Origin of the sequence: Corynebacterium singulare (assembly GCF_000833575.1) — a bacterium.
Classification (GTDB): Bacteria; Actinomycetota; Actinomycetes; order Mycobacteriales; family Mycobacteriaceae; genus Corynebacterium; species Corynebacterium singulare.
Window position 1 is genome coordinate 2,405,208 of the sequence record NZ_CP010827.1, and the last position, 19,872, is coordinate 2,425,079.

Sequence of the window (19,872 nt, forward strand, 5' to 3'; positions counted from 1 at the left end):
GCCTCCTCTCCCTCGACTTTACGTTAGGAATTGGGGGCGCGCCAGACCACGGCGGTCGCCACGGCGGCGCGGCCCTCCTCGCGCCCGGTGAAGCCGAGGCGGTCAGTCGTGGTCGCAGAAATGGAGACCGGTGCGCCAAGAATCTCACTCAGCACCGATTCGGCTTCTTCGCGGCGCGGACCCATCTTCGGGGTTTGGCCGATGAGCTGTGCAGACGCATTGCCGATAGCGAAACCTTCCTTCCCCAGCAGCTCGCGGCACTCGCGCAGCAACTGCGCGCCGGATACGCCGTCGTACTCAGGGCGGCCTACTCCGACGAAGGAGCCGAGGTCGCCGAGGTGGGAGGCGGACAGTAGTGCGTCGACAAGCGCATGCGCCACCACGTCTCCATCGGAGTGGCCCTCGCAGCCATCAGCGCCTTCGAAAAGCAGGCCGGCAATCCAGCACTCCTTGCCGGGTTCGATCTGGTGGGCGTCGGTGGCGATGCCAACGCGCGGGATGATGGGGTTAGTCACTAGGCACCTCAAAGATGGTCGGTTCGGCCTCATCCGTCACGGCTGTGGCCAGGACGAGATCGATGGGAGTGGTGATTTTAAAAGCGAAGGTATCACCCTGCACGGTCTCCACGCGCGCGCCGTGCCATTCCATGAGGCTGGCATCATCCGTGGCGATGAAATCCGGGTTCTGTTCCCAATAATCAAGGTTCGCGCGGCGCAGCGCTGCGAGGTTAAAGCCCTGCGGCGTCTGCACCGCACGCAGCCGCGAGCGATCCGGGGTGGACAGGACAGTCTCCCCCTCGACCTCCTTGATCGTGTCCGCCACGGGCACGACTGGGATAACCGCGGTGGCGCCGTCGAGCACGCGCTTGGCAACGCGCGCCACCATCCCCGGAGGCGTCAACGCGCGGGCGGCATCGTGGATGAGCACCACGGCATCCTCGTCCGGGATGGCTTGGAGGCCGGCCCAGACGGAATCAGCGCGCTCCCCGCCACCATGGACGAGGCGGACAGGGATTTCCGCGGCACTGCGCTCGAGGATGCGTGCAGCGAAGTCTTCCATCGCCGGACTGACCAGCACGATAACCTCATCGACGATGCCGGAGGTCACCATGGCCTGAACGGAGCGCTCCACCAGGGTGCGCCCACGCAGCTCGACATACGCTTTAGGCACATCCGCACCGAGGCGCGTGCCTTTGCCCGCGGCGGCGACGAGCGCGATGACGCGGGGTTTAGTCTTCGTCGTCGAAGGAGAGGTCATCAAGATCGATGTCGCTATCGACGTCGGTGGTGATGGACTTGTCATCCACCAGACCAGCAGCGCGGTGACGCTCGATGGTGGCGCCGATTTCCTCCATCATGGTGTCGGCCTTCTTGTCATCAACCGGAGTGGCCAGGGACAGCTCACCGACGAGAATCTGACGCGCCTTGGCCAGCATGCGCTTCTCACCGGCGGACAGACCGCGGTCCTGATCGCGGCGCCACAGGTCACGAACAACCTCGGCCACCTTGTTGATGTCACCGGACGCAAGACGCTCCTGGTTGGCCTTGTAGCGGCGGGACCAGTTGCCGGCTTCTTCGACATCCACCTCACGCAGCACGGAAAAGACCTTCTCCAGGCCTTCCTTACCCACAACGTCACGGACGCCGACCATCTCAACGTTCTTGGAGGGAACGCGCACAACCAGGTCGGATTGGTTGATTTGGAGGACGAGGTACTCGAGGGTCTCGCCACCCATCTCACGCGTTTCAATCGCCGTAATCTTGGCGGCGCCGTGGTGCGGGTAGACGACGACCTCTCCGACCTTAAATTCCATTGCCACTCCTTGTGAAGCCTTTGAGACGGTGCCCAGCCGTGCGCGCGTGACATGCGCTCGGTGGGCCGCATATACAGGGAGTCAATTCTAGCACGTGGGTTTTCACCCCCGCCCGCTGAGGCAGCCGGGAGTAGGCCATACACCACGACGAGGATGCCGTGAAGCACGGCTACCCCCGGTTTACCCAAGGTGTTTGCTGGAAACTGTGTGCTTTTCCCGGATAGGTACTAGGCTAAAGCGTTGATAAGCTTTGTGATCGCAATTCAATGGAGGACACTCACAGTGCAGTCCCTGAAGTCCGCCGCTCGCTGCGGTGCCATCATGTCAGTTACCGCCCTCTCCGCGCTGGCGCTGGCGTCCTGCTCGGCCGGCCACGTTGCGCAAACCGCAGAGAAGGTTGCAGCTGTCGACGGCGCAGCCGCCAGCACCGAAGATGGCAAGGTGACCGTACGTGACGTCACCATTCAGGTTGAGCCGGACTCCGGTGAGACCTCCCTCAAGTTCATTGCTGTAAACCAGGGCTACAAGACTGACGAGGTCACCCTCGATTCCGTCACCGTAGATGGTCAGGACGTTGTCCTCGAGGGCGCTACCCCGATTGCTCGCGATCAGGCTCTCTACGGCGATTCCGCCACCAACCTGGAGAACGTTCCGAAGGATGAGAAGGACAGCAACGTCACCTACGTGACCACCTCCCTGGAGAACGATGGCTTTGCCTTCGGCGGCTCCCGCCCGGTCACGTTCACCTTCAACACCGGCACCATCGAGCTGGATGCCACCGTGTCCGCCTCCCCGCTGCAGTCCGGCGAATTCGACCGTGATTCTCAGTCCGAAGAAGGCTACACCGAGTCCAAGTAAGACACCGGCCTCTGCCTGCTTTTCACCGCCCTCACTGATTGAATTTCAGTTAGTGAGGGCGGTTTAGCATCTCTACAGTTCCCCCGCCGCACAGGTGACACGATCACAAAGACCGCCGCGCACAAATGTGCACGGCGGTGAAAGTGCGCTGGGCTTGTCAGCTACTAACGTACGGAAGAGCTAGCGATGATTGATTGCAGCCAGCCGATGGTGGACAGCGTAGCCGGAACCAGCAGGAGGTTCGGGGCCTGCGGGCCACCGTACTCAATCATCTTGTCCATAACCTGGTTCAGCGGCTCCGGGTACGTCGCAGCGGAAGCGGCCGGGGTGCCAGCCACAGCGATGGCGGATGCGGCGGCAAGTGCAATGAGGGAACGGCGGATCTTCTTCATTGTGTCTCCTTGAATGATTCTTTGAAGGGGATAGTTACGTGGTTAGAACAGAACGTTCGAAATAAAGCCCAAGGAGGACAGGGCTGCCGGAACAAGAATGACGTTCTGCGCATCGTAGCCAGCAACGTTCGTGATCTGGGTCAGAACATCTGCGAGCGGCTGCGGAGCCTGGGCAGCGGAAGCGGCAGGCGTGCCGGCCAGGGCGATTGCAACAGCGGCGCCAGCGGCAACGAGGGTACGACGGATCTTCATGAAATCACCTTAGGGTCTTCGGGGATATGTTTTCGGGGGGGCGGCTTCACGCAACACTGGAAAAGTTTGCCTGTTACCTGCCAAATACTTTAAGGGGAAAGTGATGCAGGCGCTTTTCTTCGCAGAAAAAGCATCCATATGGGGGTAGCCAAGCTTTTTGCTGATAGGACAACAAAATCGTCGGTGTCGGAGTGGCTTACTAGAGTGTGGGGCATGGCTAAAAAGGTTCGTCCCGTCCACACCTGCTCCGAATGTGGCTTCGTCTCCCCCAAGTGGTTGGGGCGGTGCCCAGAGTGCGGTTCCTGGGGAACACTGCAAGAAACAGCAGTTGCTCAGGAGAGCAGTGCCGCCCAGGCAGCGGTCACGGGACGCATGCCGAAAGGGTTGACTCCGACGAGCCCGGCGCTACCGATTACAAAGGTGGGAGCAGCTCAGACCAAGGCGCTCAACACCGGGATTGGGGAGCTGGACCGCGTGCTTGGGCGCGGTATCGTGCCGGGCTCGGTGGTACTCATGGCTGGTGAGCCGGGTGTGGGTAAGTCCACGCTGCTTCTGGAAGTAGCGTCGCGCTGGGCCCAGCTGGGGCGCACCGCGCTCTATGCCACCGCGGAAGAATCTGCCGGCCAAGTCCGTGCCCGCGCTGAACGCACCGGCGCGCTGCATGAGACCCTCTATCTAGCGGCGGAGTCCAACCTGGACGTTGTTTTCGGGCACGGCGAGCAACTTAAGCCCAGCCTCATCATCGTGGACTCGGTGCAGACCATGCATGCGGCCGGCGTCGAGGGAGTGGCCGGCGGTGTGGCCCAATCCCGCGCGGTCACCGCGGCGCTGACAACATTGGCAAAGACCACGGGAATCCCCATCCTTCTGGTCGGCCACGTGACGAAGGACGGTAACGTGGCCGGTCCCCGCGTGCTGGAGCACCTCGTGGACGTGGTTTTGAATTTCGAGGGCGACCGTCAGTCTTCCCTGCGTTTACTGCGCGGCCTGAAGAACCGCTTCGGTGCGACCGATGAAATGGGCTGCTTTGAACAAACCGCAGCGGGTATCCGGGAGGTGGCCGATCCTTCAGGACTGTTCCTTTCCCACCACGGCAGTACGCCGGACGGCTCCGCGGTAACGGTAGCGATGGACGGCGTGCGCCCCATCCTCGCGGAAGTACAGGCGCTCACAGTGGACCCAGTGGCCAAGAACCCACGGCGCGTGGTCACCGGACTCGATGCCAACCGGGTACCGATGGTGCTCGCGGTCTTGCAGGCCCGCGCGGGTGAGCGCACCAATGACAAAGACGCGTACGTGGCCACCGTGGGTGGCATGAAGATTCAGGAACCGGCGACAGACTTGGCGGTGGCGCTGGCTACGTGGTCCTCGCTGCACGAGCGGCCGCTGCCGCCCAAGACCGTCGTCATCGGTGAGGTGGGACTCGCGGGTGAAGTGCGCCGCGTACCTAACCTCGACCGCCGGCTGGCAGAGGCCGCCCGGTTGGGTTATCGCCATGCCATCGTCCCGCCGGGAGACGTCGAGGTCAGTGGAATCCGAGTACGCCACGCTGCGACTCTGAGCGAAGCCATCGCCGCACTCAACTAGGCCGCAGCGGGCGGCTAGAGCAGATTAAACGGCAGGGCAGCCGAGTAGTTTTCACCAATCACAGTGTGAAGGAAGTAGGCGCCGGGATCAGCCTCAGGGCGGTCGGTGCACTTGCCCGGCTCGGAGCGCTTGCGGGACCAATCAGCTTGGAAGAAACGCGTCTCACCAGACTTGAAGGTCTGCTTGCCGGTCTCCACCGAGGCATAGCAGTCAGTATCAGACCACACGCGCTCGTTGGAGCCCATCTTGTAGACCTCGAAGCGCAACTGCTGCTCATCCAAATTGATGGAGCAATCCTTCGTGGTGGGGTTGAAGACCTCCATGTAGAACGTCGGCATCTTGCCGCCGGGGACGCTGTCCTCGTTGGTCTTAGCCATCACCTTGAGGTCCTCAAGGGAGCATTCCGTCTTGGAGGGATCCACGGCTAGCTCGGTGGGCTGGGATTCCTCTGGCTTATCGGCGGCGTCAGCGTTGTCCGCACCGTCCTTCGCCGGCTTCTCGTCCGCGGACTCCGACGTTGCTTCTTCAGTCTCCGTGGCAGTTTCTTCGGCCTGCGAGGTCGTCGCCTGCGCCAAGCTACTTGAGGCTGCCGCCGGCTGCGAGCCCTCCTCCTTCTCCTCCGAGGAGCCACCAAAAAGCGCAGTGGCTGCCCAAATGAGGATGACTACGAGCACCAAAATCGCCACCAGCGCGGCGAGGCGGCGGCGGACGTAAATCTCGCGCGGCAGCGGCTTCGGGGTATGGGTAGGCTCAGTCACAGCTCTCAGTTTAAGGGGACTGAGCGCCAACCCGGGCCAGCATAAGGCCGCGTGTCTCGTTATTCCCCCACCACGCGGCGTAGATTCAGGCTACTCGACGCCGTGGAGAACCACCGTCTCCACGCTGGAATCCTCGAGGAGGTAGCGAAGGCCGACGACACCGAGCGTGCCAGCGTCGAGAAGCTCGCGCGCCGCTGGGATGTCGGAGATAATCTGCGATACCGTCTGCGCGGTGTTCTCACGCTCAAAGTCCGCGCGCTCCTCGCGGCCATCGCGCTGAGCCACCAAGGACGCAGTGGCTACCTGTTCGATGATGGGGCGCTGCAGGCCCGTCGGCAGGTCACCACCCGCCAGGAACTCCGACGCAGCACCTACGGCACCGCACGACTGGTGGCCCATGACCACGAGCAGGTTCGCATTGAGGTTCTCCAGGGCATAATCCAGGGAGGCCATCACCGCGCTGTCCAGGATGTGACCGGCGGTGCGGATGACAAAAGCATCACCAAAACCGATGTTGAACACGTGCTCAATGGGCGCACGGGAATCCGAGCAGGCCAGCACGATAACGCGCGGATCCTGTCCCTGGGTCAGCCCGGCGCGCAGCTTGGCATCCTGGTTGACGGCGATGAGGTTTCCGGTCACAAGGCGCTGGTTGCCCTTCTGGAGGGCCTCCCAGACCTTCTGCGGTTCGTGAGGTACATGAACTAGAGGCATGATTCACACTCTAGTCCCATCGCCCCTACACTGAGGTGCTTATGGATACCCAAGCTGTACTGGAGTGGTTCGACGCCGTTGAGCGCCCCCTCCCCTGGCGGAAACCCGGGACTACGGCCTGGGGCGTGCTGCTCAGCGAGGTCATGAGTCAGCAGACCCCGGTCGCGCGCGTGGCCCCGCAGTGGAAGGAGTGGATGGAGCGCTGGCCCACGCCTCAGGACCTGGCTGAGGCGTCCAAAGCGGATGTGCTGCGCGCGTGGGGCAAGTTGGGTTATCCGCGCCGCGCGCTGCGCCTGTGGGAGTGTGCGAAGGAGATTGGTGCGGGGGAGGTTCCGGGGGACGTCGATAAGCTCTTGGCCCTGCCGGGCATCGGTGAGTACACCGCGCGGGCTGTGGCGTGTTTCCATTTTGGTCACAACGTTCCTGTGGTGGATACCAACGTGCGGCGAGTGTATGCCCGCGCCGAGGATGGACGATTCTTGGCACCGACGCCCTCGAAGCGCGAGTTGGCGCAGGTGGAGGAGATTCTCCCGAAGGAGAATGGGCCGCGTTTTTCGGCCGCGCTCATGGAGCTCGGCGCCTTGGTGTGCACGGCGAAGAATCCGGACTGCGCAGTCTGCCCCATCAAAGCCACGTGTGCCTGGCAGCTCGCCGGATGCCCCGAGCCGAGTGAGGACGAAACCGCGCGGGCGAAGAAGCGCGTGCAAAAGTTCACCGGCACGGACCGACAGGTGCGGGGGCTGCTTCTCGACGTCCTCCGCGCCTCACCCCACCCCGTTGCCCAGTCCGAATTGGACGCGGTGTGGGAGGACGCAGCGCAGCGAGCCCGCGCGCTCGGCTCTCTTCTAGAAGATGGCCTTATGGAGCAGAACGAGGAGGGGCTGTTCCATCTGCCGCAGTAGGGCGGTGGGAGAAGTCGATGAGATGACCCATGGTCCAATCGCGGTCCGTGAGCAAGCGGGCCAGGATAAGCCCGCAGCCAATCGCCGCGACGGCCATCGAGGCGATGGCAAGGTTATTCAGAGCCTGGTCTATGTTGCCCACATTGAGGTGATAGACGGTGCGGAACATGGATGTTCCCGGGATCATGATGACGGATGCTGGCACCGTCGTGGTGATACGCGGCAGGTGGGCGCGCTGAGACGCCACCGCACCCAACAGGCCCACGATGAGGCCGCCAACGAAAGCGCCCACATAGTTGGTCGCTCCCCAACTGATGAGGAACAGGCGCACGATGTTGGCCACCGTCCCCACCGACGCCGCCACCAGCACCATCCGCCGAGAAGAGTTGAACAGGAAGGCGAAGCCCGAAATACCCAGGAAACTTGCCACGGCTGCGGCAACATACCACTCGGGATCAGGGCTTGGGATTCCTGGTTCTGGGGTCAGTTCCGTTGTCCAGCTCACCAGCGCCACGGTGAAAGTAGCAGCTGTAATGACGGTTAACGCATAGGCCAGGCGGGTCAAGCCTGCACCGAAATCGAAGCGTGCGAGGTCAATGAGCGCAGAGAACAGTGGGAAGCCGGGAATGAGGAACAGCACCGCAGCCACATAACCGGAGGAAAAATCGGCGGGGTTCGCGATGTCCGTGGCGGCAACCGCCTTGGTGGTGAAGAAATATACGAGGCTCGCTACCGTTCCGCCCGCCACAATGCAGCCCAGCTGGTGCACGTGTTTGTGGTGCAGTGAGGCGCGGGTCAACTGACCACAGAAGGCCGCTAGGGCGACGAGGAAAACCGCATAGACGGTGAAGTAATTGAGCACGGCAAAGGATGCACAGGCAACTGCCGCCGCGCAGGCTAGCAACCAGCGGTTCCACCGTTTGATCACGGTGGACTCGATGGCATCCAGCATTGCGCTGAGCTCTTCAGCAGTAATCCCTGAATACAGGCGGTTGTGCGTAAGGTCCTCAAGGGCCTCGATGCGTGAGGCGTCGACGGCCGGGGAGTGCTGCTGAGCCACCACGGTGCGAAAGTCGCGGCCGCGGTGAAAGGTACAGGTGATCTGGGTGACGCCAACGTCAGCATCGAGCCGGTCGAAGCCCAGCGCGCGGGCAGCACGTTTCATGCCGCGCAGCACACGGTAGCCCGACGTACCCGCGCCCATCAGCATCATGCCCAAACGCAGGACGACGTCAGCCTCATACCCCATCCGGATATAGTCGGTGCTGGGGCGAGAACTCATTAGCGCCAGCGCCCCCGGAAGTTGAGGCCGCCGGGAAGGTTAACCCACATGCCGCCGCGGGAGTTAAACGTCACTGGACCGACCTTGGTCGACATCGAAGCACCAGAGCCAGAGACGTTAATCCAGCTATTCTTGCCGGTCTTCTTCCGCTTGCGATAGTAAATTCCCATGCCGCATAGCATAGCGCGGATGCGCAGCATCGCCGTAAGGGTTACTCTCAACCTCGTGAGAATGAAATCCTTGATGGCGGTTGTGTTCACCGCCGCTAGCATCGCTATCGCCGCCCCTGCAGCCCAGGCGGCTCCACCGGGCAGCGTACACGCGGACGCTACGGAAGAGCTACCGGGCGTCACCGCAACGACGATCTCCTATGCCTCCACTCTCATGAACGGCTCCCCTACCACGGTCACCGGTATGGTTCTTGAGCCGAAGGCTCCGTGGAATGGGCCGGGTGAACGCCCCACCGTCGTGTATGCGCCAGGCACCCGCGGTGCTGGTGACCACTGCGCGCCGTCACGTGTGCGCGCCGGCACCGACGGTAGCCGCTTTGACCAGGGCTACGAGGCCGCGGCCGGGCGCGTGTACGAGTACGCCACGACCCAGGGCGTACGCGTTGTGGTTACGGATTACATCGGGCTCGGCACCCCGGGCCACCACTCCTATGTCAACAACGTTGAAGAGGCCCACGCCGTTCTTGACGCCGCCCGCGCAGGTCTCAAGCTCGCCGGCGCACCTGCCTCCGCACCTGTCGGCTTCGCCGGTTATTCCCAAGGCGGCGGCGCAGCGGCGGCCGCCGGCGAATACGCGGCCACCTACGCCCCCGAGCTCAACGTCAAGGGCTCGTTCGCGGGCGCTCCGCCAGCAGACCTCTTCGAGGTGATGAATGCCGTCGATGGCTCTGCCCTTGTCCACGTCTTGGGCTATGCCATCAACGGTTTTGCAGCACGCAGCACCGCCTTTTCCCACGAGATCATCGACGAGTTAAACCCACGCGGCCGTGAGTTCCTCACCGATGCCGAGACCTTCTGCATCCGCGAGTCCATGTCCACCTGGGGAAATATCCGCACCAGCGAACTCACGGAAAGCGGCGAAACTTTCGCTGAACTGCTGCGCCGCAAGCCGGCGGCCTCACGCATGATGCGCGAGCAACGCTTGGGCCAACATGCACTCAACGCCCCGATGCTGGTCATGAATTCCCCCACCGATGACATCATTCCCTACCAGCAGGCACGAACCATGGCCCGCGATTTTTGTGCGGCTGGCGGCACCGTCCAGTTTGAGAATGCCCGCGCCGTCAACGTGCGTCCTGGTTCCGGCACTAACCACGCCGCGCCAACGGTTCGTTCGCTTCTGCACGGCACGAATTACCTCATCGATCGCTTCAAGGACGTCCCCGCACCAACGAACTGCCAGATTTCCTAAGCCCTAGTTCTGTAAAAGTACACGTCAATCACAAAAGGTCCCAGAACGTGAAGGCGGCTCTCGGCTCCGTTCGCGCCTCTCTCCCGCGGCTGCCACAGTCGCTCGGACAATGACAGCAGCTGGCTAATGTAGACCGTCCAAGGACGAGAAAGGCTCTTCAGCCACGATGTCATGCAAAGGCACGCGCACCCAAGGCGAATCACTGTGTGCGAGCAGCTCAGTGAGCCGTTGCGATTGGTCCTTCATCGCAGCGGCAACGTCGGGTTCACCGTCACTTGCCCAGATCATTCGCCCCCACCAGAAACTTGCGGCTACGTCAGCCCACGACACAAAGTAGCGCTGCAGGGCCGCCACGGCCTTATCTGAAATCTGAAGGAACTCTTCTGGAGAGATCCATCCCAGCTCCGTTGCCGGTCCACCGACGTTATGAATCCGGATAATGTCCCATGCGCGAGTGGTGGTGGGCAATGCTGGGGCCGCTGTCTTGGCAAAGCTTTCGGAGCGCAACATCCGTACGAGGTAACGGAACTTATGTTCTCCCCGACGCGGATCCACGCCTTGGGCAACAAAGAAGTCTTTGAGAAACTCGACCCTTTCCTCAATTGCTGCAGCAAGTTCCTGCTCTGGAACATCCTTCACGGCGTATGCGAGCGGTAAAATAAGGTCATTTTCCACGTGCTGACTGCCTTCGAGCAAGACGTCAATAGCCTGGTGCGCTTCCTGTGCACCAGTGACCCCCCAGTTTTCCTCGAGAGATGCTTTGTAGTACTTGGCCGCCCTTGCGTTGATGTCCTCAACCCCTAGCGGGGTCGCAAACGCCTTATTGCTCTTGTACGTCATTCCCCAAGAGTGGCGGCGCACTTCATCTTTGCTCGGCGCCGGTTCCGGCCACGGGAACTTTGTAAGGCGGTAGATCCAAGTATCATCAAACTTTGCTGGCGTGAACGTTGAGCTCATACCCTCACAAAGTACCGAGCTTCCTAACGTGGTTCCGCGGCACCCCGTCCCTCACCCCAATATTGGGGAGTGACTAGCGTCATATGACGTCACACACAGTCATCTTTTTTGATGTGTTGTTAGTCTCGTGTGCATGACAGGACCCCAAATTGCATTGACAGACCGGCCAGATCTCGGCGCTGCACTTAAACGTGCTGGCGATTCCGAGATTGTGCACGCTGCCGCCGTAGCCGTCGTAGAAGGCCTTGGTGTCGACGAGATTGTGCTGGAAGCCGCCGCTACGAAAGCAAGTGGGGTGGATGGCGCCGCGTTTATCACCAACCGCAGGATCCTCGTGACCGCCAACAAAAAGGATCCCTCTCATTTTGAGTTCCTAGAGCTCGACAACCTCGGTAACGTCATCGTTCTGCCCTACAAGGGTGGCTGGGCCCTCGTAGCTCAACTCTATAACACGTACAAAGTATGGAGCGGGTTCACGGAAAAGGCCGCGCAACGCATGCGCTTTGCCGCTCAATGGGCTCTGACCGCGGGCCGTGAAGCACGGACGGAGGCCTCGCGCGCGGTGTCATCGGAGGAACTTTTTCAACGATGGAAAGACAATAAGCACCGCATCAAGCACACCAGCTTGGAAGAGCATGTTGAGTCGATGCGTTCCCTGTATTCCGATATTGATCCACGGTGGTGGACTGAATAATGAGCCGACTTGCATACCCGGGTTCGCCCGACCACTTTAACGGGGTAGAAGACACCTCACACATCGAAGAGGGCCAGTTAATTGCGGATGATGGCTACCGCCATTTCATTAAGCATGGCTCTCTATTAGACCCAGGCGCGGCTTCGCAAAATACATCGGGCACCGCCTCACCCTCGTCGAACCCCACCGCGGGAACCACAGGCACCCACTCCAATGACTCAAAGCAAGGCCTCAGTGTAAAGAAGCAGCTGTTGCTCCTTCCGCTCGTGATCGCGGTCATCGTGGTGGTAGCGATTGGGTACGTGGCAGCAAAGGACGCCCTCTTTGGTGACAAATCTGAGGATTCAGCCGCTCCTGCGCAGCCCGCCGCTGAAGCACCTGCCGATTCTGGGGCTGCCAACGGTGACACCGCCGACACGGCCGGTGGCGATACTGCTGGCGACGCTCAAAGCGACCTCACCTCCGCCGACCAAGCACCCGAGCCGATTGCTGACTTCGTGCGTGCCTGCATGGATTATGAAGTTGTGTTCAGCTACTACGGCGCGGATAACTCCCCTGCCCCAGAAGCGAAGGGCACCAACTGTTCCGTAGATACTACGAAAGCACCTGAGGTTGGTTACGTAGTCTTCACCGATGACCCAGCCGCCACCGCCGCCGTCCGTGACGGTAAGCCCGTCTTGGATGCCGCTGAAATTTCAGCAGAATCAACGCGCGGTTCCACATTCAAGGCACAGCGATTGGAAGCCATCTTCACTGTTCAGGAAATCCTCCCTGAGGATAAGGGAATCGTTGAGTACATGATCAAGAGTGATGACCCTGAGGTGGCAAAGAAATCACTGGTAGACCTCGGCGTGGCCAAGTAGGGCTAGAACGCGCGCTTTTACCAGCCGCCATCCTTTTTCATTTTCTTGTCAATAAGCATCAGTGGCGATAGGCTGAGTGCATGGCACACGAGCACCACGATCACGATCACTCCAGCACGCCGCTGCGCGCGCTCCTCATTGCGCTCAGCATTACCGGCACCGTCTTCTTCGCGGAGCTCATCGGCGGCTGGTTGGCGGGCTCAATGGCGTTGATGGCGGATGCTATGCACATGCTTTCTGACGCCGCTGGATTAATCATTGCGGTACTAGCGGTGTTGGTGGGGCGCCGCCACGCATCAGCCCAGGCCACCTACGGCTACCGGCGGGTGGAGGTGCTGGCGGCGCTGGCGAACGCGGTAATGGTGCTGGTGATCTCGGTGTGGATTGTCGTCGAGGCGGTTCGCCGACTGCAGAGCCCGGCCGAAGTACAGGGAAAAACGATGCTGATCATCGCGGTGATCGGCCTGGTGGCGAATGCTCTATCGGCGTGGGTGCTGCACCGCCACCGCGAATCCTCGATCAACGTGGAGGGCGCGTTCTTGCACGTGCTGGTCGATATGCTCGGCTCGGTGGCAGTGATCGTGGCGGGCATCGTGGTGCTGACCACCGGGTTCGTGGCTGCAGACGTGATCGCTTCGCTGGTCATTGCGGCGATGGTGCTGCCGCGCGCATGGCAACTCATGCGGCTGTCAGCGAGCGTGCTGCTCGAGCAGGTTCCGGCGGGCTTCGACGCCAGCGCGATCGAGCCCGCGCTGCGACAGGTCGAGGGCGTTGCCGACATCCACGACCTACACCTGTGGAGCCTGGATGGCGTAAGCGTGCTCACGACCGTGCACATCGTGCGTGACGGCACCGTCGACACCGGCCCACTGTTGGACGCCGCCCAGCACGCCCTGCGCGAACTTGGAATCGAGCACTCCACCATCCAGATTGAGCACCCGGAGCACGAATCTCACGAGACGGTGTGCTGATTCAGTTCTAGTAGTGGACTGGGGGCGTGCCGCTCCGTGAAGGTCACGCACAGCAAACCCCGAACCGCACGTGGTTTCACACGCATGCGGTTCGGGGCTACTCCTCATGGGCCCAGTGGCTGGGCCAGAGTCAGCGCTTAGAGCGGCTGACCGGCACCAGCACCTGCCGGCGGCGGGTTGCCGTCGTCGCCATCGTCGTTGTGGGACTCGTCAGCGGAATCGCTGCCAGACTCCCCGAGGACATCCGGAGTGATGGTGTCCGGCTCATTCGAGGAGGCTTCCTCATCAGCCTCGCGCACGACGGTGTCCTCCAAGTCCTCGAGCTCCTCTTCGAAGGTTCCCTCCGGCAGCGGGCGCGGGCGTGGGGTGAAGGTGAACTTCGCCTCAGAATTGTCCTTGGACTCGCCGTCCCAGCCTTCAACGTCCACGGTGATGATTTCTCCAGCACCGATTTCGCCGTAGAGGATCTTCTCGGAGAGCTGATCCTCAATCTCACGCTGAATGGTGCGGCGCAGCGGACGTGCACCGAGGACAGGGTCGAAGCCACGCTTGGCCAGGAGATCCTTGGCCTTCTGGGTGAGCTCGATGCCCATATCACGGTCAGACAGCTGCTTTTCTACGCGGCCGATGAGCAGCTCCACCATCTCCACAATCTGCTCCTGGGTGAGCTGGTGGAAGACTACGATCTCATCGATACGGTTGAGGAACTCAGGGCGGAAGTGCTTCTTCAGCTCATCGTTGACCTTGTTCTTCATGCGCTCGTACTGCGCATCCGAATCGGTCTCGGAAGAACCACTGAAGCCCAAGCCCACGGCCTTTGAAATATCTTGAGTACCCAGGTTCGAGGTGAAGATAAGCACCGTGTTCTTAAAGTCCACGTTACGGCCCTGGCCATCGGTCAGGCGGCCATCCTCAAGGACCTGCAGAAGGGTGTTGTAAATCTCCTTGTGTGCCTTCTCAATCTCGTCGAACAAGACGACGGAGAATGGCTTGCGGCGGACCTTCTCGGTCAGCTGGCCGCCCTCTTCATAGCCAACGTATCCCGGAGGAGCACCGAAGAGACGGGAGGCGGTGAAGCGGTCGTGGAACTCACCCATATCGATCTGGATGAGGTCATCATCCGAACCGAAGAGGAAGTTAGCCAGGGACTTCGATAGCTCCGTCTTACCCACACCGGACGGGCCGGCGAAGATGAAGGAACCAGATGGGCGGCGCGGATCCTTCAGACCTGCACGGGTGCGGCGGATGGCGCGGGAGACGGCCTTGACGGCCTCGTCCTGGCCAATGATGCGCTTGTGCAGCTCTTCCTCCATATTGAGGAGGCGGTTGGATTCCTTCTCCGTGAGCTTGAGAACTGGAATACCGGTCCAGTGTGCCAGGACCTCAGCAATCTGTTCCTCACCAACCTCGGCGATCTCCTCGAGGTCGCCGGAGCGCCACTGCTTTTCCTTCTCCGCGCGTTCTTCACCGAGCTTGCGCTCCTGGTCACGCAGACCGGCAGCCTTCTCGAAGTCCTGTGCATCGATGGCAGCTTCTTTTTCCTTGCGGACCTCAGCGATGCGGTCATCAACTTCACGCAGGCCCTCCGGAGCCGTCATGCGCTTAATGCGCATACGAGCACCTGCCTCATCGAGAAGATCGACGGCCTTGTCTGGCAGGAAGCGGTCATTGATGTAGCGGTCAGACAACGAGGCAGCGGCCTTAAGCGCCTCATCGGTGTAGGAGACGCGGTGATGTGCCTCGTACTTATCGCGCAGGCCTTTGAGGATCAGGATGGTGTCATCCAGGGATGGCTCATCCACCTTGACCGGCTGGAAGCGGCGCTCGAGAGCTGCATCCTTCTCGATGTGCTTGCGGTACTCATCCAGGGTGGTAGCACCGATGGTCTGCAGCTCACCGCGGGCAAGCTTCGGCTTCAGCAGGGAGGCTGCATCAATGGCGCCCTCGGCAGCACCAGCACCCACGAGGGTGTGGATCTCATCGATGAAGAGGATGATGTCTCCGCGCTGGTTGATCTCCTTGAGCACCTTCTTCAGGCGCTCCTCAAAGTCACCTCGGTAGCGGGAGCCGGCGACGAGGGAACCCAGGTCAAGCGAGTACAGCTGCTTGTCCTTGAGGGTCTCCGGGACCTTGCCATTAACAATGTCGAGAGCCAAGCCCTCAACCACGGCGGTCTTACCCACACCAGGCTCACCGATGAGCACCGGGTTGTTCTTGGTGCGACGGGAAAGCACCTGCATGATGCGCTCAATCTCGGAATCACGGCCGACCACCGGGTCCAGCTTGCCATCCTTGGCAGCCTGGGTGAGATTGCGACCGAACTGGTCCAGAACCAGCGAATTGGAACGCTCGCCGGAGCCACCAGAACCACCGCGGCCACCCTGTCCAGCGCCAGCACCAGCACCGGCTCCCACCGGGCCGGGGCCGCCCTGGGACTGGCCACCGCCTTCGCCTTCACCACCCTCATAACCGGAGAGCAGCTGGATAACCTGCTGACGCACGCGCGGCAGGTCAGCGCCCAGCTTGGTCAGGACCTGGGCGGCCACGCCATCGCCCTCACGGATGAGGCCGAGAAGCAGGAACTCGGTGCCAATGTACTTGTGCCCCATCTGCAGACCCTCACGCAAGGAGAGCTCAAGGACCTTCTTGGCGCGCGGGGTAAACGGGATGTGACCAGTGTGCGGCTGGGAACCCTGGCCGATGATCTCTTCCACCTCACGGCGGACGTCCTCCAGCGAGATGCCCATGGACTCCAGGGCCTTGGCAGCAACGCCCTCACCCTCATGGATAAGCCCCAGGAGGATGTGCTCGGTGCCGATGTAATTGTGGTTGAGCATGCGTGCTTCTTCCTGCGCCAACACGATGACGCGGCGAGCACGGTCAGTAAACCTCTCGAACATGACCTCTTACCTTTCGCTGTTAATGTGTCATCCACTCTAACGCGCGGGGCCGACACTCCATTCACGATTTTCGGCAACATCCCACCCCAACCCTCATTTTCCCAGCTCACGGCACTGTACGCCGGTAGCGAACAGGAGTGAAAGGGCGTCGCCTCACAGAGAGGCCTTCCGGGGGATTTCTCCCTAGAGCTAGGAGAATCGCCCGCGAGCTTGCTACTATCGTCGATGCTGGTTCGGGAAGCGGTGTGGAGCTTGTTTCCCGTTCCTCTTTCCTTATCACTCACGCCCTATCACTCACGGCGTCGCCCCTTTCCCTCGACCGAGTCTTCACCGTTTGTTTCTTTTCGCATAAGGAACTCTTTCGTGGACGTCTGCGACGCCTCCCACTCAGTGCAGTAAACTACAGTCCTAGTTATCACTGTTCACACGTGAAGGGAGGAGCCATGCCACAGCCTCAGCCACAGCCGCAGCACGGCTCCTTGCTTGTCGACGATTTGATTGGCCACTCGCAGCTTCTTACTGTCAGCGAGTCCGCCACACTGGGCCGCCAAGGCGATATCCTGCTCGCCTCCGATGACCCAGCTATGCACCGCACGTTCTTGCAAGTGTGGTCCAACGGCTCACAGTGGTTCCTGAAAAACGTTGGCAGTTTCATCGCCGCCACCATTCAACCGCCGGCTGCCTGCGGTTATGGCCGCACGGTGCTGAGCCCGGGCAGTATAGAGGTGTTGCATCCGGGCACCTCCACGGTGTACTTCTCCACCGCAACGATGAGCTATGAGTGCGAGCTCACCGTGATGCAGCCGCTGCGCAGCCCAGAACCCAGCCTGCCGCCGGATGGCCCGTTCACCACGCATGTCTTCGAACCCAATGAGGAGCAGTGCCTCCTTCTGAAGGCTTTAGCCCAGCCTCTCGTGGACAACCCAGCGGCCGAGCCACGCGTTGTCGTGGGAACCCAGCGCGAACTGGCTGAGGCTCTCGAGTGGACAGAGAAAAAGGTCGAGCGCAAAATTCAAACATTGGCTGAAACCTTGCAGAAGCTCGGCGTTCCCCAGTTCCAGCCGGGGCAGAAGATTTCATGGCGCATCGTGTTGGCCCAGTTTGCTGCGGCCCACCCGCAGTATTATGCACACCTTTCATAACAATTCATCTCTATCTTCTTAATTACGCTCTAGCTCCCTGCACGGGGCTGATACTCTTTGTCTGATTCTATTTTCCTCGACTCTGCAAGGATTTATCCGCCCTATGCTCGCCTCGTTCTCCCTGCGCGCTCTCGCCGCACTGGGTCTCGCGCTCATCACGCTCTCTGCGTGCTCGGCGAGCAAGGACGCTGCTGAGGACGCTCCGAAATTCACGGTGAATGGCACCACGCAACGTTCAGAGGCGGTGCTGACGGTGGCGGGGGAGGCGTCGGAAAGCGCAGAGCCCACCGGGCTCCACCTGCGCCAAGACAATGGTTCCTACCTCATCACCCCCAAGAGCCCCGGCCCAGGGCCCGTGGACGAAATCGTTGCGAACTACTCCGAACTGGAAGAGTTCGGCTACCGCTCGCTGCGCGCGGAGGTGGACAACACCGGATACGACGGCGCGGTGAGCGGTTCAGCGCCGACCGGCGTGCTGCAGTGGGCAGTCGGCGGTGTCTTCGTGCTCAACGCACAGGCAATGAATCTCAGCAATAATGAAGCAGACTTGGAAAACAACGCCGAATGGCACGTTGCTCTCCTTGACAGCGAGGGACACAACCACCTCGATGAGTCCACGCAAAGCACATTGAGCTGCAATTTCGGCGTATGCACCTTGGCCGCTTCCCTGCTGGAGCCGGGAGAATTCACCGCGGAGATCACCATCCGCCAGGCCGGCTATGAGCCTTTCATCATCCGCCAGCCCATCATCGTGGCGGCCTAGACATGAACTCGCAGCCCACAGCCTCCGGCCTGCCTCTGGACCTTGAGCCTGAACTCACCGCCAAAGGTTATTCGCAGTTTCATCAAATCGGTGCGGGCGGAATGGGCACCATTGTTTTTGCCCGCAAGGAGAGCCTTGACCGTGAGGTGGCCATCAAAGTCATTGCCCAGCACGCCGCCGGGGATGATGAGGAAGTAGGGCGGTTCATGTCGGAGATGCGCACCGTTGCGGCGCTGGACCATCCGGCCATCGTGCCGATTTATGATGGCGATGTCACCCCCGGCGGCGTGCCCTACTTCGTCATGAAGTTCCTGCGTGGCCCCAGTTTGGAAGCGCACATTAACCGCCGCATTATGGAAGGCTCCAAGTTCACGGTGGAGCAGACAGTGCGGCTGCTGACCCCTATTGCGCAGGCCCTCGATTATTTGGCACAGCTGCCCTCCCCGGTCATTCACCGCGATATTAAGCCCGCCAACATCATCGCGGATGATTGCGAGGAGCCCGGCGATGTCATGCTTGCGGATTTCGGCATCGCCATTAATGAGGACACCACCCGCATGACCCGGGAGGGCCTTCGGGTAGGCACGGACGCCTACATGGCGCCGGAGCTCTACCCCACACAGCTGGCCCCGTCACCCCCGCAGCCCACCGCCGCCAGTGACCGTTACTCGCTCGCGCTCATCGTGTTGGAAATGCTCACCTTGGTTAACCTGCGCCGCACCACGAGCCCGCAACAGTGGGCGCATAGCCGCGTCATTCCGGACTTGACTCCGGACAACCTTGCGCCAAGTGACGGGCCCCTCGCACCCAGCCTCAACTCCTTCTTCGCCACCGCGCTGCACCCCGAGCCACAGAAGCGTTTTGCCAGCTCCACCGAGATGCTCGACGCTCTCGCCACCGTGGCAGGAACCGCCGAACTCGCGCCACCACAGGAGAATGCTCCAGCCCCTCACGACGCCAACGTGCCGGACTCCGCGGATACGCCGCCAGCTATCGCTCCTTCGAACAACGTTGCCTCCCCCGCCCCGGATGCTCGCGACGAGTCTCCTCGCTGGTCCCTACGCCGCAACCACATCATCCTCGCGGCGGTCCTGGCCGGAGTGCTCATGGTCCTTAGCGTGGTCGGTGGCCTCGCACTGCGCGGCGCCGGGTGGGACGCCGAAGAAGACGTCCTCGCTCGAGAATTCCCTCTCATCTTCCCCGAGAATCCCGGCCGTGCACCTTGGCGCAACCTCGACTGCTACTCCGCCGAGCCTGAGGCCGGCCAGCGCGCCCGCATCATCTGTGAGAGCGAGGACCTCACTCTTGTCGGCGCTGACTTTGGCACCGAGGATGACCGCGACACCATTGTGCCGGGGACCGTGGAGGAACTCACCAGCGAAGCCTGCACCGTCACCTCTGCGGAAATCCCTGGGCAGCCCGGAACGTGGGGCGTGTACCCCACCGGGGTGTCCGCACGCTTCGCCTTCGTCATCGCAGGTGCGAATGCCAAGGAAGACCGCCTCAGTCTCCCCCTGTGCTAAGTGAGGTGCTTGGGGCGTGACAGTACGCGGTGTCCTTTAAACTGATGACCAGTCCAACTCAACGCCGAAGGAATCTCTC

21 protein-coding genes are annotated in these 19,872 nt (G+C 61.3%); 10 read left to right on the plus strand and 11 right to left on the minus strand.

The window, feature by feature from the left end; translation table 11 throughout:
* Positions 1-23: 23 nt before the first annotated feature.
* The 3 genes from ispF to CSING_RS11165 are packed head-to-tail and all read right to left on the minus strand — an operon-like array spanning position 24 to position 1,813.
* On the minus strand, positions 24-515 hold the full coding sequence (gene ispF, locus CSING_RS11155; protein WP_042532304.1) for a 2-C-methyl-D-erythritol 2,4-cyclodiphosphate synthase: 492 nt from the start codon (positions 513-515) through the stop codon (positions 24-26).
* On the minus strand, positions 508-1,257 hold the full coding sequence (ispD, locus tag CSING_RS11160) for a 2-C-methyl-D-erythritol 4-phosphate cytidylyltransferase (protein ID WP_042532307.1): 750 nt from the start codon (positions 1,255-1,257) through the stop codon (positions 508-510). Before ispD ends, ispF begins: the two co-directional genes overlap by 8 nt.
* A complete protein-coding gene (locus tag CSING_RS11165) occupies positions 1,229-1,813 on the minus strand; it encodes a CarD family transcriptional regulator (RefSeq protein WP_042532309.1) in 585 nt (194 codons plus the stop codon). Before CSING_RS11165 ends, ispD begins: the two co-directional genes overlap by 29 nt.
* Before the next feature lie 282 nt (positions 1,814-2,095).
* On the opposite strand from CSING_RS11165, the gene CSING_RS11170 reads away from it, so the two are divergent.
* Positions 2,096-2,671: a hypothetical protein gene (locus CSING_RS11170; RefSeq protein WP_042532311.1), complete on the plus strand. Its 576-nt coding sequence runs from the start codon at positions 2,096-2,098 to the stop codon at positions 2,669-2,671.
* A 164-nt stretch (positions 2,672-2,835) separates the two neighbouring features.
* On the opposite strand, the gene CSING_RS11175 is transcribed toward CSING_RS11170, so the two are convergent.
* Together CSING_RS11175 and CSING_RS11180 are read right to left on the minus strand one after the other, a co-directional pair.
* Positions 2,836-3,063, minus strand: a complete 228-nt coding sequence (locus CSING_RS11175; protein WP_042532313.1) for a hypothetical protein — start codon at positions 3,061-3,063, stop codon at positions 2,836-2,838.
* Between the two features lie 42 nt (positions 3,064-3,105).
* Positions 3,106-3,315: a hypothetical protein gene (locus tag CSING_RS11180; protein WP_042532315.1), complete on the minus strand. Its 210-nt coding sequence runs from the start codon at positions 3,313-3,315 to the stop codon at positions 3,106-3,108.
* 213 nt (positions 3,316-3,528) lie between these two features.
* On the opposite strand from CSING_RS11180, the gene radA reads away from it, so the two are divergent.
* Positions 3,529-4,902 (plus strand): DNA repair protein RadA, encoded by a 1,374-nt coding sequence (radA, locus tag CSING_RS11185; RefSeq protein WP_042532317.1) that lies wholly within the window; start codon positions 3,529-3,531, stop codon positions 4,900-4,902.
* 14 nt (positions 4,903-4,916) lie between these two features.
* On the opposite strand, the gene CSING_RS11190 is transcribed toward radA, so the two are convergent.
* Both CSING_RS11190 and CSING_RS11195 read right to left on the minus strand, forming a co-directional pair.
* Complete coding sequence (locus tag CSING_RS11190) at positions 4,917-5,660, minus strand: hypothetical protein (protein ID WP_042532319.1); 744 nt, start codon at positions 5,658-5,660, stop codon at positions 4,917-4,919.
* A gap of 90 nt (positions 5,661-5,750) precedes the next feature.
* Positions 5,751-6,374 (minus strand): carbonic anhydrase, encoded by a 624-nt coding sequence (locus tag CSING_RS11195; RefSeq protein WP_042532320.1) that lies wholly within the window; start codon positions 6,372-6,374, stop codon positions 5,751-5,753.
* A 41-nt stretch (positions 6,375-6,415) separates the two neighbouring features.
* On the opposite strand from CSING_RS11195, the gene CSING_RS11200 reads away from it, so the two are divergent.
* Positions 6,416-7,276: an HhH-GPD family protein gene (locus tag CSING_RS11200; RefSeq protein ID WP_042532322.1), complete on the plus strand. Its 861-nt coding sequence runs from the start codon at positions 6,416-6,418 to the stop codon at positions 7,274-7,276.
* Here the strand turns inward: CSING_RS11200 and CSING_RS11205 are convergent.
* Positions 7,233-8,558 (minus strand): threonine/serine exporter family protein, encoded by a 1,326-nt coding sequence (locus tag CSING_RS11205; RefSeq protein ID WP_042532324.1) that lies wholly within the window; start codon positions 8,556-8,558, stop codon positions 7,233-7,235. The two genes, CSING_RS11200 and CSING_RS11205, sit on opposite strands and share 44 nt — an antisense overlap.
* A complete protein-coding gene (locus tag CSING_RS11210) occupies positions 8,558-8,728 on the minus strand; it encodes a DUF4236 domain-containing protein (protein ID WP_082013969.1) in 171 nt (56 codons plus the stop codon). Before CSING_RS11210 ends, CSING_RS11205 begins: the two co-directional genes overlap by 1 nt.
* Before the next feature lie 61 nt (positions 8,729-8,789).
* Here CSING_RS11210 and CSING_RS11215 point away from each other — a divergent pair, with 61 nt between their 5' ends.
* Positions 8,790-9,980: a lipase family protein gene (locus CSING_RS11215; protein WP_236683975.1), complete on the plus strand. Its 1,191-nt coding sequence runs from the start codon at positions 8,790-8,792 to the stop codon at positions 9,978-9,980.
* A 123-nt stretch (positions 9,981-10,103) separates the two neighbouring features.
* Here CSING_RS11215 and CSING_RS11220 read toward each other — a convergent pair whose 3' ends face one another.
* Positions 10,104-10,820: a DUF1266 domain-containing protein gene (locus CSING_RS11220; RefSeq protein WP_236683976.1), complete on the minus strand. Its 717-nt coding sequence runs from the start codon at positions 10,818-10,820 to the stop codon at positions 10,104-10,106.
* Between the two features lie 250 nt (positions 10,821-11,070).
* On the opposite strand from CSING_RS11220, the gene CSING_RS11225 reads away from it, so the two are divergent.
* The 3 genes from CSING_RS11225 to CSING_RS11235 all read left to right on the plus strand — a co-directional run bounded on the left by CSING_RS11225 (position 11,071) and on the right by CSING_RS11235 (position 13,465).
* A complete protein-coding gene (locus tag CSING_RS11225) occupies positions 11,071-11,631 on the plus strand; it encodes a hypothetical protein (protein WP_042532332.1) in 561 nt (186 codons plus the stop codon).
* A complete protein-coding gene (locus CSING_RS11230) occupies positions 11,631-12,494 on the plus strand; it encodes a hypothetical protein (RefSeq protein WP_042532334.1) in 864 nt (287 codons plus the stop codon). Before CSING_RS11225 ends, CSING_RS11230 begins: the two co-directional genes overlap by 1 nt.
* Before the next feature lie 80 nt (positions 12,495-12,574).
* A complete protein-coding gene (locus tag CSING_RS11235; RefSeq protein WP_042532336.1) occupies positions 12,575-13,465 on the plus strand; it encodes a cation diffusion facilitator family transporter in 891 nt (296 codons plus the stop codon).
* A gap of 137 nt (positions 13,466-13,602) precedes the next feature.
* On the opposite strand, the gene CSING_RS11240 is transcribed toward CSING_RS11235, so the two are convergent.
* Positions 13,603-16,365, minus strand: coding sequence for an ATP-dependent Clp protease ATP-binding subunit (locus tag CSING_RS11240; RefSeq protein ID WP_042532338.1), 2,763 nt, complete (start codon positions 16,363-16,365; stop codon positions 13,603-13,605).
* Positions 16,366-16,808: 443 nt separating this feature from the next.
* Between CSING_RS11240 and CSING_RS11245 the strand changes: the two genes are divergently transcribed.
* The 3 genes from CSING_RS11245 to CSING_RS13030 all read left to right on the plus strand — a co-directional run bounded on the left by CSING_RS11245 (position 16,809) and on the right by CSING_RS13030 (position 19,793).
* Positions 16,809-17,507: a hypothetical protein gene (locus CSING_RS11245; RefSeq protein WP_042532340.1), complete on the plus strand. Its 699-nt coding sequence runs from the start codon at positions 16,809-16,811 to the stop codon at positions 17,505-17,507.
* Positions 17,508-17,610: 103 nt separating this feature from the next.
* Positions 17,611-18,270 (plus strand): hypothetical protein, encoded by a 660-nt coding sequence (locus CSING_RS11250; protein WP_042532342.1) that lies wholly within the window; start codon positions 17,611-17,613, stop codon positions 18,268-18,270.
* A gap of 2 nt (positions 18,271-18,272) precedes the next feature.
* The gene (locus CSING_RS13030) at positions 18,273-19,793 is read left to right on the plus strand and encodes a serine/threonine-protein kinase (RefSeq protein ID WP_052471423.1); all 1,521 of its coding nucleotides are present in this window, start codon (positions 18,273-18,275) and stop codon (positions 19,791-19,793) included.
* The last annotated feature ends 79 nt before the right edge of the window (positions 19,794-19,872 follow it).

What these genes read in the sequence shown, in the direction of transcription:
- CSING_RS11210 (WP_082013969.1), bottom strand. Translation starts at nt 8,728, where the DNA reads ATGGGAATTTACTATCGCAAGCGGAAGAAGACCGGCAAGAATAGCTGG.
- ispD (WP_042532307.1), bottom strand. Translation starts at nt 1,257, where the DNA reads ATGACCTCTCCTTCGACGACGAAGACTAAACCCCGCGTCATCGCGCTC.
- CSING_RS11235 (WP_042532336.1), top strand. Translation starts at nt 12,575, where the DNA reads ATGGCACACGAGCACCACGATCACGATCACTCCAGCACGCCGCTGCGC.
- CSING_RS11195 (WP_042532320.1), bottom strand. Translation starts at nt 6,374, where the DNA reads ATGCCTCTAGTTCATGTACCTCACGAACCGCAGAAGGTCTGGGAGGCC.
- CSING_RS11200 (WP_042532322.1), top strand. Translation starts at nt 6,416, where the DNA reads ATGGATACCCAAGCTGTACTGGAGTGGTTCGACGCCGTTGAGCGCCCC.
- CSING_RS11215 (WP_236683975.1), top strand. Translation starts at nt 8,790, where the DNA reads ATGAAATCCTTGATGGCGGTTGTGTTCACCGCCGCTAGCATCGCTATC.
- CSING_RS13030 (WP_052471423.1), top strand. Translation starts at nt 18,273, where the DNA reads ATGAACTCGCAGCCCACAGCCTCCGGCCTGCCTCTGGACCTTGAGCCT.
- CSING_RS11180 (WP_042532315.1), bottom strand. Translation starts at nt 3,315, where the DNA reads ATGAAGATCCGTCGTACCCTCGTTGCCGCTGGCGCCGCTGTTGCAATC.
- CSING_RS11175 (WP_042532313.1), bottom strand. Translation starts at nt 3,063, where the DNA reads ATGAAGAAGATCCGCCGTTCCCTCATTGCACTTGCCGCCGCATCCGCC.
- CSING_RS11245 (WP_042532340.1), top strand. Translation starts at nt 16,809, where the DNA reads ATGCCACAGCCTCAGCCACAGCCGCAGCACGGCTCCTTGCTTGTCGAC.
- radA (WP_042532317.1), top strand. Translation starts at nt 3,529, where the DNA reads ATGGCTAAAAAGGTTCGTCCCGTCCACACCTGCTCCGAATGTGGCTTC.
- CSING_RS11220 (WP_236683976.1), bottom strand. Translation starts at nt 10,820, where the DNA reads ATGACGTACAAGAGCAATAAGGCGTTTGCGACCCCGCTAGGGGTTGAG.
- CSING_RS11250 (WP_042532342.1), top strand. Translation starts at nt 17,611, where the DNA reads ATGCTCGCCTCGTTCTCCCTGCGCGCTCTCGCCGCACTGGGTCTCGCG.
- CSING_RS11165 (WP_042532309.1), bottom strand. Translation starts at nt 1,813, where the DNA reads ATGGAATTTAAGGTCGGAGAGGTCGTCGTCTACCCGCACCACGGCGCC.
- CSING_RS11230 (WP_042532334.1), top strand. Translation starts at nt 11,631, where the DNA reads ATGAGCCGACTTGCATACCCGGGTTCGCCCGACCACTTTAACGGGGTA.
- CSING_RS11205 (WP_042532324.1), bottom strand. Translation starts at nt 8,558, where the DNA reads ATGAGTTCTCGCCCCAGCACCGACTATATCCGGATGGGGTATGAGGCT.
- CSING_RS11240 (WP_042532338.1), bottom strand. Translation starts at nt 16,365, where the DNA reads ATGTTCGAGAGGTTTACTGACCGTGCTCGCCGCGTCATCGTGTTGGCG.
- CSING_RS11225 (WP_042532332.1), top strand. Translation starts at nt 11,071, where the DNA reads ATGACAGGACCCCAAATTGCATTGACAGACCGGCCAGATCTCGGCGCT.